A 14,406-nucleotide genomic window follows, 5' to 3' on the forward strand; every position below is an offset into this window, starting at 1 on the left:
GAGTTCACGATGTTCGATGATTTCTACGGGCTCGAAGCCAGACCCTTTCAGCTGACGCCCGACCCGGCATTCTATTTCGAGAGCGTGACGCATCGCAAGGCGCTCTCCTATCTGGGATATGGCCTTGCGCAAGGGGAGGGCTTCGTGGCCATCACCGGCGAGGTCGGTTCGGGCAAGTCGACACTGGTCGCCTACCTCATGGCCACCATTGATCCGGGTCGGATGACTGCGGCCAACGTGGTGACCAGCGCGCTGGATGGCGAAGAGATCGTTCATGTTGTCGCGCGCGCCTTCGGAGTCGAGGTTGACGGGCACGACAAGGCCTCTGCGCTTGGTGCGATCGAGGCTTTCCTTCACGAGGAAGCGCGTGCGGGGCGCCGTTCGCTGCTGATCGTGGATGAGGCGCAGAACCTGTCGATCACCGCGCTCGAAGAGCTGCGTATGCTCTCGAACTTCCAGCTGGGGTCACACCCGCTGCTCCAGACGCTGCTTCTGGGCCAGCCCGAATTTCGGACCACGTTGATGGAAAGCGACCGGCTAGAGCAGCTGCGCCAGCGCGTGATTGCAACGCACCACCTGACCGCGATGCAGCCCAAGGAAGTTCAGTCCTATATCGAGCATCGCCTGACCTGCGTGGGGTGGGACGGCAATCCCAGCTTCGATCAACGGGTCTTTTCCGGCATCTACGAGGCAACCGGGGGTGTTCCGCGCCGGATCAACCAGGTGGCCAACCGCCTTCTGCTGCTCGGCTCGGTCGAGCAGCGCACGCGGATCGACAGCGCCATGCTCACGCAGGTGCTGGACGAGATGAAGCACGATGGCACCATCGGCCATAGCCACGAGGGCGAAGATGCCCGAACGGCGCACCATCATCCCGACTATTCGCTCGACAACGGGGTACCTGCCTCGGTTGCGATTGCGCACGATACTGCCTTTGCGTCGGAAGAGGAGGGCAGGAGTGCGGCAAGGGCGAGCCATGCGGCTATCGACGCGCCCGCCGCTATCGCCCTGATTGAAAGTGCGCTGGCGGATCGCGACGCCCAGATCTGCGAGCTTCAGCAGGCTGTTGTCGAACTCGCCAACAAGGCTGAGGCCCATGAGGCACAGGCTCTTGAAGCGGAGGATCCTTCCGCAGAACGCGTCGGCCATCTCGAGGCGCAGCTGGCCGAAGCGCATGAGCGAATGGCGGCGCTGGAAGCCCGGCTCAACGAACAGGAGCGGACCTTGCGTCATGTCCTGACCATGCTGATCGAATGGGTCGAGGGCGGCGGAGATCAGCGCAGCGCGGCATGAGCGCGGAGAGACCAATGGCCATCGTCAACGGCCTCTCGGTCGACGTGGAGGACTGGTTCCAGGTTGGCGCATTCGAGAACGTGCTCGCACGCGGCGATTGGGATCACCTGCCCATGCGGGTGGAACGCAACTGCGACGCGGTGCTCGACCTGTTTGCCCAGGCAGGCGTGACCGGAACCTTCTTCACGCTGGGCTGGATCGCCGAGCGGGCGCCCACGCTAATGCGCCGTATCGCCGAAGCCGGGCATGAGATGGCCAGCCACGGCTGGGCGCACGAACGCGTGTTCCGTCTGGGTCGCAAGGCTTTCCGCGAAGATCTGGCGCGCAGTCGCAAGGTCCTGGAGGATGTGAGCGGGGCGGCTGTGCGGGGATACCGTGCGCCCAGCTTCTCCATCGATGCGCGGACCCCCTGGGCCTACGAGGTCTTGGCCGAGGCCGGATATGCCTACAGTTCCAGCGTCGCGCCCGTGGTGCACGATCACTATGGTTGGCGCGAAGCGCCGCGTTTTGCCTTTTACCCACTGGCTGGAAGCGACCTTCTCGAGATCCCGGTCACTACGGCCGAGGTCGGTGCGCGGCGTCTTGCGGCCGGTGGAGGCGGGTTCTTTCGTGTTCTTCCCTATGCGTTTACGCGTTGGGCGATCCGCCAGGTCAACGCGGAAGGACGCCCGGCGGTCTTCTATTTTCATCCCTGGGAGATCGATCCCGACCAGCCCCGCGTCGAAGGGGCACCGCTGCGCTCGCGGGTGCGCCACTATACGAACCTCCGCCGCATGGCAGGCAAGTTGCAGCGGCTGACGGCTGAATTTCGCTGGGGCCGGATGGACGTTCTGGCCGATGCCGAGCGAAGGCGTGCCGTGAGACCGGCGGCGTGAACGCGCCCTTTGCCCCGACCTGCACACAGGTGCGTCTGGCGGACCTGTCCGACCGGGACGAATGCGCTCGCATCGACGACTTCGTGCTGGCCCATCCGCAAGGCACACCCTTTCATCGTCCGGCCTGGTTCTGCTCCGTGGCCGAGGCGACGGGCAATGCAGCGCTTGCTCTGGTCGCCGAACGGGCGGGCGCGCTTTCGGGTCTTCTTCCACTCGATTGCATCTCCTCGCCGATCTTCGGGCGGGTGCTCGCATCGAGCGGTTTCGCGGTGGACGGCGGGCTTCTGGTTCACGATGGGGTAGATCCGCAGGCGTTCTTCGACGCCGTATGCGAACTGGCCGGACGCAGATCCTGTCCAGCGGTGGAACTGCGCGGAGGACTGCTTCCCGAAGTGGGAGAGGGTTGGGCGATCCAGGACGGCTCCCACTGCACCTTCGCGCGCCGTCTCGCCGGGGACGACGAGAGTGAGTTGATGGCGATCCCGCGCAAGCAGCGCGCCGAGGTGCGCAAGAGCCTCTCGGCCGAGCTGGAGGTCCAAGTAGGACGCAGCGAGGACGCGCTTGACGAGCATTACCGCGTTTTTTGCGAAAGTTATCGAAACCTGGGTACGCCAGTCTTCCCGCGCGCTTTGCTGGGAGGCGTGTTCCACGCCTTTGGAGACGATGCCGACATCCTGACTGTGCGCCATGAAGGGCAGGCAGTCGCCAGTGTGCTGAGCCTCTATCACAAGGGCACGGTCATGCCCTATTGGGGCGGCGGGACCTGGGCGGCACGGCGGCTGCGGGCGAACGAGCGCATGTATTTCGCGCTCATGCTCCATGCCCGGCGCCGGGGCATGCACAGCTTCGACTTCGGTCGTTCCAAGACCGGAAGCGGCGCCTACCACTACAAGCGCAACTGGGGGTTCGAACCGTGCGCGTTGACGTACGCCAGCTGGACTGCACCGGGGGCCGCGATGCGCGATATGAACCCGCAAAGCGCGAAGCGGGCGCTGCAGGTGAGGCTGTGGCAGCGCCTGCCGCTGCGCATTGCCAATCGCCTCGGGCCTCTGATCGCGCGCGGGATCGGATAGGCGCCATGCGCGGGGAGATCCTTTTCCTGTCCCATCGCCTGCCGTTTCCGCCCGACCGCGGGGACAAGATCCGTTCGCACCATGTGCTGAAGGCACTGGCGCGGCTCGCCCCCGTTCATGTTGCTACCTTTGCCGACGATCCGGCCGATTGGGATCATGAGAAGGAACTGGCCGCGCTTGCGGCGAGCCATTGCCTTCTGCCCCGTGCCAAGAGCTTGCCGCGTGCGGCGCTGGAAGCTTTGGTGCTTGGCGTTCCGGTCAGTTTGCGCGCGTTTCACGATCCGCGCCTGGCCGCCTATGTCGATCGCGTCCTGGCCCACGCGAACATTGCGGTCATCTTCGTCTTCTCCGGACAGATGGCACAATATGTTCCGGATGGGTTTGCCGGACGCGTGGTGACCGATCTTGTCGATGTCGATTCGGCCAAGTTCGAAGCCTATGCGCAGGATCACAAGGGGCTGCGCCGATGGATGGAAAGGCGCGAGGCCCGCCTCCTCGCGGCCGAAGAGGCGCGAATTGCCGCGTGCAGCGATGCCTCGCTGCTAGTAAGCAAAGCCGAGGCCGACCTTCTGCAGGCACGCTTGCCGCAGCCATCCTCGCGCGTGGCCGCCATGGGTAATGGGATTGATGCACAGACCTTCGCGCCGGGCACGGTCGAACCCGAGCCCCGGATGCGTGCAGCGGGCTTCCCGCGTCTCGTGTTTACCGGGCAGATGGATTACGCCCCCAACATCGCCGCGGTCGAGCGCGCCGCGCGCCAGATCCTGCCGCGAGCGCATGAGCATTTCCCGGAGGCAAGTCTCCACATCGTGGGCCGTAATCCTACGCGCGAGGTGCAGGCGCTGGGGCGGCTAGAGGGTGTTACGGTCTGGGGGCGCGTTCCCGACGTACGCCCCTTCCTGGCAGCGTCAGACATGGCGCTCGTGCCGCTGTCGATCGCGCGCGGCGTTCAGAACAAGGTGCTGGAAGCGATGGCGATGGCATGCCCGGTGGTCCTGACATCGGGTGCGGCTACCGGCATCGCCGCGCACGACGGCGTGGATTTCCGCGTGGGGGACGCCGACGAGGATCTCGCCGAGGCCATCGTCCACCTCGCTACTCATGCAGACATCCGGCGGGAGATGGGCATGGCGGCGCGCGCCTGGGTCTGCCAGCGTGCCAGCTGGGAAGCCGCACTTTCCGGTCTTGCGGGGCTGTGCGAAGGGGGCTGCGATGTCTAACTCCGCATTTCCCGGGGCCTTGCGTGATTGGCCCGCGCGGACTCCGGGGCCTTGGCGCACACCGCTTATGACACTGCTCGCCGCCTGGCTTGTGTTGCTGGTCGGATTTGCAAGCGATTGGGGGGCCATGACCCGGCAGTGGTGGGACATCTCGAGCTACAACCACATGCTGCTTATCCCGCTGGTCGAGATGTGGCTTGTCTGGCAGCGCCGCCACCAGCTGGCGCGCCTCGCTCCGGCCGCCTGGTGGCCGGGCCTGGTCCTGATGGCTGGCGCGGCCTTCGTGTGGTTGCTGGGCGGCGTCTCAGGGCTGGACCTCGCGCGCCAGGCGGGCGTTGTCGCCATGCTGGGAGCCTGCGTACCCCTGCTGCTTGGGCCGCGCGTGGCCATGGCCCTGTGCTTTCCACTCTTCTATCTCGTGTTCATGGTGCCTTTCGGGGAGGAACTGGTGAAGCCGCTGCAGATGGTCACGGCCGAGATCACCATCGCCCTGACCCGCGCGAGCGGTATTCCCGCCGTGATCGAGGGGGTTTTCATCGACACACCCGCTGGCCTATTCAAGGTTGCCGAAGCCTGTTCGGGCGTGAAGTTCCTGATCGCGATGGTAGCTTTTGGCGTTCTTGCCGCCAATGTCTGCTTTGTAGACTGGAGGCGACGCGTTGCCTTGCTGGCCGCCTGCGTTGTCGTGCCGATCCTGGCCAACGGGCTTCGCGCATGGGGAACGATCTACGCCGCCCAGCACGCAGGGATAGAAGTCGCCGCCGGCTTCGATCACATTGTCTATGGCTGGATCTTCTTTGCGGTGGTTCTGGGGCTGGTCATTGCCGGGGCCTGGCGCTTCTTCGATCGGCCATTGGATGCCCCTATGGTCGACCTCCAACAACTCGCGCGCAGTCCTGTCCTGACGAGGCTGGAAGCAATCGGACGTGGCAGGAGCGTCATGGCTCTAGCGGCCTTGTGTATTCTGCTCATGGGCGTGAAAGCCTGGGCCTGGAGCGGTGACCGGCTGGTCGCGCCCTTGCCAGTCCAGATCGCCATGCCCGAAGTCCCGGGCTGGCACCGGGTTCCTTATAACCCCGAAGTCTGGTGGGAACCGCGCGCGCAAGGGGCGGACCACCGCCTGCTCGGACGTTATGCGGACGGGAAGGGCGGGACCGTCGACGTTTTCCTGGCCCTCTACTCAGGCCAGGGCGACGGCCGCGAGGCCGGTGGCTTTGGGCAAGGCGCGGTGATGCCCGATAGCCCCTGGGCCTGGGCGGCTCCGGCGACGGCTCTGCAAGGCGGTCACGGCGAACGTCTGGTCGCGCATGGCCAGTTCAAACGCCTGGCGATGACCTGGTACCGCAATGGGGATCTCCTTTCGGGCAGTAATGTCCGGCTCAAGCTTGCGGTCATCGAGAATCAGCTCGTCCTGAGGGCGCAGCCAACGCTCACGCTCATCCTCTCCGCCGAAGAGGGAGAGGGCGAACGGGCCCAGCACAGGATCGGTCATTTCTTGGAGGCAACCGGCGATCTGTCCCTTTGGATGGACGCCGTGGCCGGCCTGAGATAGAGCACATCCGCCATGTGTGGAATTGTGGGCATATATCATTTGGATACACCCAAACCGGTCGATCCGTCCCGGGTAGCGGCCATGTGCGATGCTCTGGCGCATCGTGGCCCCGATGGCGAAGGTGTCTGGACGGCGCCGGGCGTGGGGCTTGGGCATCGCCGCCTTTCCATTATTGACCTCGCCGGTTCCTCTCAGCCCATGGCGTCGAGCGATGGCCGCGCGGTTCTGGTGTTCAATGGCGAAATATACAATTTTCGCGAGCTGCGCCGCGAACTGGCGGCTGGCGGCGTGCATTTTCGCACCGATGGCGACAGCGAGGTGATCCTTGCGGCCTGGCAGCGTTGGGGCAAGGACTGCCTGCAGCATCTGCAGGGCATGTTCGCCTTTGCGATTTACGACCTGGAGGCGCGCAGCCTGTTCCTCGCGCGTGACCGGTTGGGCGTCAAACCATTGTTCTACAGCACTTTGAGCGATGGCAGTGTCATCTTCGGGTCGGAACTCAAAGCCTTGCTGGCCCATCCGCTGTTGCGGCGCGAGCCGGATCCGCTGGCGGTCGAAGACTACATGACCTGGGGCTACGTGCCCGATCACCGCGCGATCCTGAAGCACGTGCACAAGCTGGCGGCGGGCCATTTCCTCCTCCTGCGTCACGGCAAGCCGCTGCCCGAGCCGAGCGAGTGGTGGGACGTAAGCTTTGCCGGGCGTCGCTCCGGACGCCGTGCGGCGCTGGAAGATGAACTTCATACGCTTTTGCAGGAGGCGGTCCGCTCGCGCATGATGGCCGACGTGCCTCTGGGAGCGTTCCTGTCCGGCGGCGTCGACAGTTCGAGCGTGGTGGCATTCATGGCTAAGGCAAGCGCGCAGCCCGTGCGCACCTGCTCCATAGGCTTTGATGTCGCGGGCCTCGACGAGACTGCCTACGCGCAGAAGATCGCGCAGCGTTTTGGAACCAGCCATGTCACGCGGCGCGTCTCACCCGATGATTTCGAGGCCGTCGAAGCTTTGGCGGACATGTTCGATGAACCCTTCGCCGATGCCTCGGCGCTTCCGACCTGGCGGGTCTGCCAACTCGCCCGTGAGCATGTCACGGTGGCGCTGTCGGGCGATGGAGCGGACGAAGCTCTGGCGGGATATCGCCGCCATGTCTTTCAGCGCGCAGAAGATCGGGTACGCAGTACGCTTCCTGCGTCCATGCGGGCCGCGGTGTTCGGCAGGCTCGGCGCGCTCTATCCCAAGGCCGATTGGGCGCCGCGTCCCTTGCGGGCGAAGTCGACCCTGCTGGCTCTGGCAGGCGACAGTGCGCAAGGCTATGCACGGGCCTTGGCCTACGCCACGCCGGAAGTGCGCGAGGCCCTGTATTCCCCTGAATTCCAGCGACTGCGCGGTGACTACCGCGCGGAGCAACCGCTCGAAGCGCTGATGCGCAAGGCGCCGGCGCGCTCGGGGTTGGACCGCGCCCAGTACGCCGATCTTAAATTCTGGCTACCGGGCGATATCCTGACCAAGATCGACCGGACGAGCATGGCGGTGGGCCTCGAGGCGCGCGAACCGCTGCTCGATCATCGCCTCGTCGAGTTCGCCGCCTGCTTGCCAGAATCCTTCAGGGTGCGTGGACGCCAGGGCAAGTGGCTGATGAAGCACGCGATGCAGCGCCATCTTCCCGAGGACATCCTGTATCGCCCCAAACAGGGTTTCGTAACGCCTATTGCGCAATGGTTCCGAGGGCCACTCCAGGAAGCGGCACGGGAAATTGCACATGGCAAGGGGCTCGCCGCCATAGGCTGGTTTGACCAGCGCTACCTCGGTCATCTGGTGGAAGAGCATGTGTCCGGCCGAAGCGACCACGCGCGATTGCTCTGGCAACTGCTTATGCTTGAGCGCTCGTTTACCACGTTGGGATTGGTCTGAAATGGCTTGAATTCAGGCATTTCCGGCTTTCTGCAAAGGTGTGCAACAAAGTTAAGATTAACTACACATATTCTTAGGAAGTTGCGCTTAACACGGTAGGACGAAACGTCACAGATGGGACGTAGATGACGAATTTTGGTTGCAAATCCGAGGTGTCTTGGCGCGAACGCGGCGTAGCCGTGGGCTATGCCTGCGCACTTGTTGCCTCAGGGCGCCTGAGTGGGGACTTCGCGTGACATGATCGCGCGGCTTCGCCAGTACTGGAAGAGTGCCCGGTTCCGGATCGTGTTCTGGGCCACGTTCACCGGGCTTCTGCTCGGCGTGAGTGGCCTTAGTGTGCCGATTGAGGACGTCTTGCGCAACGTGCGCGTGCCGCTGCGGCTGCACCCATCCAACGGCCAGACGGTGCTGGTCCTGATGGACGATCGTACGCTGGGGGCTCTGGGCAGTCTCGATGTGTCACGTGGGGACGATGCCCGCTTGCTCGAAACGCTCTTTGGTGCGGGAGCGAAACGAGTCTTCTTTGGCCGTCTGTTGCCCGATCAGGCCAGTCCCGCTGATCGCGCTGCGTTCGTGACGCAGTTGAAAGCGCATCCTGGAAAGGTGTTCAGTGGGGCGGTGCCCAGCAGCGAGCAGCAGCTTGGCAACTACGCCGGGCATGTCCCCAAGGGGGACTATGCGCGGTATTCTGAGGTGGTGTCTCTGCTGACATTGCACCATCCTTTCAATCTCGGTTTTGAAATGCCCTACGCCTCGGGCAGTCCAGAAGGCCGAATTCCGTCGATGGCGGCTGCGCTTGCAGGTGTGGAAGGAGGAGAAGACCAACTCTTTACTCCGGATATGTCGATCGATGTGCGCACGATCCCTTCACTCAGCTATATCGATATCATCCGCGGGGATTTTCTGGCGAATGCAATTCGGGGCAAGGATGTGATCGTTGCTCCCTCTGCGCCGAGCTACAACGACATCCACAAGGTGCCGGGACAGCAGGGCACGATCCCCGGGGGCTACATTCAAGCACTGGCAGGCGAAACTCTCCAGCGCGGATTGCCACGCCGGGCAGGTTGGTTGATCCCCTTGATCGTGGTTGTGGCGATCATCGTGACCGGGACTGGCCGGGGCCGGGTGCTCGACTGGAAGCGGTCGGGGGCGTTGTTGGCAGTGATTGTCGCGATCCCCCTCATGCTCGAATACGTCGGTGTCAGCATGGAAGTGGCCCCAGCCTTCGTGGTCGCGCTCATTGCCGTTCTGCGCATGCGCAGCCTCGATCGGGTCGAAGTCGCGAGTGAAACCAATGCAGGATCAGGCCTTCCCAGCGTTCAGGCACTGCGCAACTCGGCTGAAAAGTCCAATCGTATTCTCGTTGCGCTCAAGATCCGCAACTATGGTGCGATCATCGGTAGTTTTGCCGAGCACGTGGAGGCCAATGTCGCACGGGAGATCGTCCGACGCATTCGCATCAGTGATGACACTGCGACCGTCTACCACGAGGGTGGCATGTTCATGTGGCTCTCGTCTATCCGGAATGCCTTCGATCTTTTCGAGAACCTGGAGGGCCTGCACCGTATCGTCCAGAACGGCATCCAGGTCGGCGGTCTGGATATTGACCTCTCGTTTAACTGCGGCGTGGATTCCGAATTTGATCGCGCCATGTCGACCCGTGTTGCCGGAGCCATGCAGTCGGCGGAAGAGGCCATTCGCAATGACGAATTGGTCTACCAGCATGACAGTCGCAAGCATGAAGCGCAGTGGGAAATCTCGCTGCTGACCTCGCTTGATCGCGCAATTGACAACGGTGAGGTGTGGGTCGCCTACCAGCCCAAATTCGACTTGCGATCCAACCGGATCTGTGGCGCCGAAGCGCTCGTGCGCTGGACCCATCCGGAGCGTGGACCGATCTCGCCCGAAAAGTTCATTCGCATTGCTGAGGAATTTCATCGGATCGAGCGCATTACGCGGTTTGTGGTCGACGATGCCGTGCGCTGCGCCGTCGAGATGATGCGCGAAGGGCTCGACATCTCGATGTCGGTCAACATTTCCGCACAGCTGCTGCGAAATCCGGTCCTGCCAACGATGATCTCCGATATCCTGACGCTGCATGGCTTACCGGCCGATCGGCTGATCCTTGAGATCACAGAAACGGACAGGCTGGACCGCAGTTCGCGAACCTATCAGATGCTGCAGCGGCTCGTGCAGTCGGGCTTGCGTCTTTCGATTGATGATTTTGGAACGGGTAACGCAACTCTCGATTATCTGCGCTACCTCCCGGCCAGCGAGGTGAAGATCGATCGTTCGTTCGTATCCACCATGGAAACCAACAAGGACGATCTGGTGCTTGTCCAGTCCATCATCGAGATGGCGCATTCGCTCGACCGCACCGTGGTCGCAGAAGGTGTAGAGACGTCGGTCGGTCTCGATATTCTCAAACAGCAGGGATGTGACATTGTTCAGGGCTACCACATTGGGCGGCCCGTACCCTTCGCTGACCTATCCCTTATGATTGCCGCGGGGCAGCTGAAGCTGCATGGTTAAAAAAGTCTTGAGATCTAGTTAGCTAACGGTTAATCATGTGTCTGTCGCAGCAATAGCGACGGTTCACATGGGGAAATACAATGCTTTCTGGTTACTGGTGGGGCTCGTTCGGTCACTGATTCGTGACTGATATGAAGGGCTTCAGGCCCTTTATAGCCCAATTTAAAAAACCCCTTGGAAATCTATATGAATTTCCAAGGGGTTTTTATTTGAGAGTCATTTTCTAGGTTTACTGATATGCACCTTTGTCGTGATTTAGGTAGTATGAAGTCTTCACTGTAAGCCGAATCTACGAGGTGCGAACCGCTGACGACTTTCCTGCTGAGTTAGTTTCAAAGGTTAACTGAGCAATATGTGAGTCGCGGTTAGGCACCTCAATTCCGGGGTGTGCAGCCGAGACCCCGGACGCATCGGATCAGCGGTATGAAGCGCCCCGGTTTCTCCGAAGGCTCCGATTTATGCGAAGGAGCTTTCGTTATGAGCAGAACCCGGAACAAGTTTTCACCTGAGATCCGTGATCGTGCGGTGCGTATGGTTGGTGAACTACGGTTTGGAGTGGAAGGCGACGTCTTCGATTGCCGCCAATATTGGCTGCACGGCGGAGGCGCTGGGCGCCGATAAGAAGGCCAAGATCAAGGCTCTCGAACGTGAAGTGAAGGAACTCGGCCGGGCTAACGAGATCCTCCGCAAGGCGTCTGCCTATTTTGCGATGGCGGAGCTCGACCGCCGCGAGAAATGATGATGGCGTTCACAGAAGCCTATCGCCAGGACTTGGGTATCGAGCCGATCTGCCGAGAGCTGGCAGTCGCCCCGTCCTCCCATCACGAACTTGCAGCACGCCTGATTGATCCGCCCAAGCGACCCGAGCGTGCGCGTCGCGAGGAAGAAATCTGTCGTCAGATCAAGCGCGTCTACGAGGGCAGCCACAGCCTCTACGCAGCGCGCAAGGTCTGGCATCAGCTCTGCCGCGAAGGCATCGCAGTTGCCAAGTGCATCGTCGAGTGCCGCATGCGAAGCATGGGGCTTGCCGGCATGCGGCGAGGCAAGAAGACAGTGACCACCGTCAGCGATCGCAAGGCGCCTTGCCCACTGGACAAGGTCAATCGGGAGTTCCGAGTCTCGTGGCCCAATGCCTTGTGGGTGGTCGATTTTACATACGTCCACACCTGGGGCGGCTTCGTCTATGCCGCCTTCGTGATCGATGCTTATGCGCGACGGATCGTGTGCTGGAAAGTCAGCACGTCGGCCACGGCCGGCTTCGTTTTCATTGCTGTGGAGCAGGCTATCCATGCCCGCAGGCCCGGCCCGGACGATGGTCTGATCCATCATAGCGATAGGGGCGTTCAGTATCTTGCCATGAACTACACACAGCGTCTCGCCGAAGCCAACCTCGTCCCCTCGCTCGGGAGCGTGGGCGACTCCTATGACAACGCCTTGGCCGAGACGATCAACGGCCTCTACAAGGCCGACGTCATCGGACGCCAGCGCTCTTGGCCCAGCGTGTCCACAGTGGAAATGGCGACGTTGCGCTGGGTGGATTGGTTCAACAACCACCGCCTCTTCGGTCCTATCGGCTACATCCCACCCGCCGAGGCCGAAGCGAACTACTATGCGGCCCTGGAAACCCTCGATATGGTCGCCTGAGTCAAACCAAACTGCCTCCGGAAAACCCGGGGCACTTCAGACACACCGAAACGTGTTGGGGGCGACACCAGTCAGCCATCCCGTGGGATGACTGCTCCTGATGGTTCAGAAAACGCGGCGAACCGATACTAGCCTGGAGCGGTTGATCCGGCCTAGTGCATCGGGGAGCGCTCTAATCTTCACCGTGGCCCTTCGCCAAGTAGTCTGCGCTCTGCATCTCGTTCAGACGGCTGACGGTCCGCTCGAACTCGAAGCGACCGGATCCGGCTTCGTAAAGCTCTTCTGGAGAGGCATCGGCGGCTGCGATGAGCTTGACCTTGTTTTCGTAGAGAGCGTCGATCAGGGTCACGAAACGTGCCGCTTCGTTGCGGCGATCCGGCCCCATACGGGGAATGCCGACGACAATGACCGTGTGGTAGGCGCGCGCAATTGCAAGGTAATCGGAGGCGCCGCGCGCTTCGGCGCACAGGCGCTTGAAGCTGAAGACGCCTACACCCTTGAGGCTCTTGGGAACATGGAGCAGCCGTCCGCCGCCAACATCGATATCGGCCGGGGGAACGTGCTCGGCGTCCTCGGGAGGATAGTCTGTCAGGCGATAGAAAGCCTCGCGGGTCTGCTCGGTCGCCTCTTCGCCCAAGGGGGTGTGCCAGGTTGCCATGCCGCCAAGGCGCTGGAGGCGATAGTCGGTCGGGCCGTTCAGCGTGTAGACGTCAAGCTCACGCTCGATGAGGTCGATGAAGGGCAGGAAGTGCTCGCGGTTGAGGCCGTCCTTGTAGAGTTCGGACGGTGCCCGGTTTGACGTCGTCACGATGGTGACGCCTTCGTGCTCGATGAGCTGCGTGAACAGGCGGCTCATGATCATTGCGTCGGCGGAGTTGTTCACTACCATCTCGTCGAAGGCGAGGCACTGCACGTTGCGCGCGATCGTTGCCGCAACAGGGGGGATCGGGTCCCCGCTTTCCTTCTTGCGCTCTTCGTTGAGGAGTGCATGTACCTCGAGCATGAACGCGTGGAAATGAACCCGGCGCTTGGCCGGGATGTCGAGCGTCTGGTGGAACAGGTCCATCAGCATCGACTTACCGCGGCCGACGCCACCCCACATGTAGACACCGCGCGGCGAGGGGGCCTTCTTACCCAGAAGCTTGCCAAAAAGACCTGTGGAATTGCGGGCCTTGTAGAAGGCGCGCTGTAAATGGTCGAGGCGCTCGGCAACGGCGGCTTGCTCGGGGTCCGAGCGCAACTCCCCGGTGGCGACCAGGGCCTCGTAGCGACCGAGCATGGCGGTCATGCCGCGCGCTCCCGATTGATATTACGCAGGCGAGGGCCCCCGACGGGGAGCGCGCAATGCATCACGACTGACATCGATGAAACGCCGGGGTGCGCCGATCAGATCTGGCGTTCGGCCTGCATCTTCTTGATTTCGGCAATCGCGCGTGCGGGCGAGAGGCCCTTGGGGCACACGTTCGAGCAGTTCATGATTGTGTGGCAGCGGTAGAGGCGGAAGGGATCTTCCAGCTCGTCGAGGCGCTCACCGGTCATTTCGTCGCGGCTGTCGGCCAACCAGCGGTAGGCCTGGAGCAGGATGGCCGGGCCCAGGAACTTGTCGGAGTTCCACCAGTAGCTCGGGCAGGAAGTCGAGCAGCAGGCGCACAGGATGCACTCGTAGAGGCCGTCGAGCTTCTCACGCTGGTCGGGGGTCTGCAGGCGTTCCTTGCCCGACGGGGTGGTGGAGACAGTCTGCAGCCAGGGGCGGATCGACGCGTATTGCGCGTAGAAGTGCGTGAAGTCGGGAACCAGGTCCTTGACCACGTCCATGTGCGGCAGCGGCGTGATGCGAATGTTGCCCTTGAGGTCCTCGATCGCGGTCGTGCAGGCAAGGCCGTTGGCGCCATTGATGTTCATGGCGCACGAACCGCAAATGCCTTCGCGGCACGAACGCCGGAAGGTGAGGGTGGGGTCCTGCTCGCTCTTCATCTTGATGAGGGCGTCGAGAACCATCGGGCCGCAGTTGTCGAGGTCAATTTCGAATGTGTCGTAGCGCGGATTCTCGCCGGAATCCGGGTCGTAGCGGTAGACGGTGAATTTCTTGACGCGGGTCGCACCTTCGGCCTTGTGGACGTTGCCCTGCTTCTTGATCTTGCTGTTGGCCGGAAGGGTGAACTGCGCCATGAACGAATCCCCGTTTTCTTGCATTGCGGCATAACCGCCTCGGTGGTTCCCCTCTAGCGATTCAGTCGCGCGGGGCAAGGGGGGAGTGCGAACAGATGGGCATTCCGGCCCTCTAACATCGCTTTTTTACATGCAAATTG

Annotated in this window: 9 protein-coding genes, 1 pseudogene and 1 other annotated feature; of the genes and pseudogenes, 8 read left to right on the forward strand and 2 right to left on the reverse strand. The window is 62.3% G+C overall.

Features of this window, described 5'->3' with window-relative positions; translation table 11 throughout:
* Positions 1-9: 9 nt before the first annotated feature.
* From FMM79_RS05265 to FMM79_RS05300, 8 genes and pseudogenes are all read left to right on the forward strand, one after another.
* Complete coding sequence (locus FMM79_RS05265) at positions 10-1,293, forward strand: XrtA/PEP-CTERM system-associated ATPase (protein ID WP_148626493.1); 1,284 nt, start codon at positions 10-12, stop codon at positions 1,291-1,293.
* Positions 1,294-1,307: 14 nt separating this feature from the next.
* A complete protein-coding gene (locus tag FMM79_RS05270; protein WP_148626494.1) occupies positions 1,308-2,168 on the forward strand; it encodes an XrtA system polysaccharide deacetylase in 861 nt (286 codons plus the stop codon).
* The gene (locus tag FMM79_RS05275; RefSeq protein WP_148626495.1) at positions 2,165-3,241 is read left to right on the forward strand and encodes a FemAB family XrtA/PEP-CTERM system-associated protein; all 1,077 of its coding nucleotides are present in this window, start codon (positions 2,165-2,167) and stop codon (positions 3,239-3,241) included. Before FMM79_RS05270 ends, FMM79_RS05275 begins: the two co-directional genes overlap by 4 nt.
* Before the next feature lie 5 nt (positions 3,242-3,246).
* Positions 3,247-4,461 (forward strand): TIGR03087 family PEP-CTERM/XrtA system glycosyltransferase, encoded by a 1,215-nt coding sequence (locus FMM79_RS05280; protein WP_148626496.1) that lies wholly within the window; start codon positions 3,247-3,249, stop codon positions 4,459-4,461.
* A gap of 67 nt (positions 4,462-4,528) precedes the next feature.
* A complete protein-coding gene (gene xrtA / locus FMM79_RS05285) occupies positions 4,529-6,013 on the forward strand; it encodes an exosortase A (RefSeq protein WP_240338999.1) in 1,485 nt (494 codons plus the stop codon).
* Between the two features lie 12 nt (positions 6,014-6,025).
* Positions 6,026-7,921 (forward strand): XrtA/PEP-CTERM system amidotransferase, encoded by a 1,896-nt coding sequence (locus FMM79_RS05290; protein ID WP_148626498.1) that lies wholly within the window; start codon positions 6,026-6,028, stop codon positions 7,919-7,921.
* Positions 7,922-8,158: 237 nt separating this feature from the next.
* Entirely contained in the window at positions 8,159-10,453 is a 2,295-nt protein-coding gene (locus FMM79_RS05295; protein ID WP_148626499.1) for an EAL domain-containing protein, read from the forward strand.
* Positions 10,454-10,930: 477 nt separating this feature from the next.
* Positions 10,931-12,097: pseudogene (locus tag FMM79_RS05300) on the forward strand (IS3 family transposase).
* Positions 11,150-11,264 (forward strand) — a sequence feature (AL1L pseudoknot). (Overlaps the previous pseudogene by 115 nt.)
* A gap of 172 nt (positions 12,098-12,269) precedes the next feature.
* Here FMM79_RS05300 and zapE read toward each other — a convergent pair.
* Together zapE and FMM79_RS05310 are read right to left on the reverse strand one after the other, a co-directional pair.
* Entirely contained in the window at positions 12,270-13,385 is a 1,116-nt protein-coding gene (gene zapE / locus FMM79_RS05305) for a cell division protein ZapE (protein WP_148626500.1), read from the reverse strand.
* A 98-nt stretch (positions 13,386-13,483) separates the two neighbouring features.
* A complete protein-coding gene (locus FMM79_RS05310; RefSeq protein ID WP_148626501.1) occupies positions 13,484-14,266 on the reverse strand; it encodes a succinate dehydrogenase iron-sulfur subunit in 783 nt (260 codons plus the stop codon).
* Between the last annotated feature and the right edge of the window lie 140 nt (positions 14,267-14,406).

The sequence above is a fragment of the Novosphingobium sp. BW1 genome, from assembly GCF_008107685.1.
Classification (GTDB): Bacteria; Pseudomonadota; Alphaproteobacteria; order Sphingomonadales; family Sphingomonadaceae; genus Novosphingobium.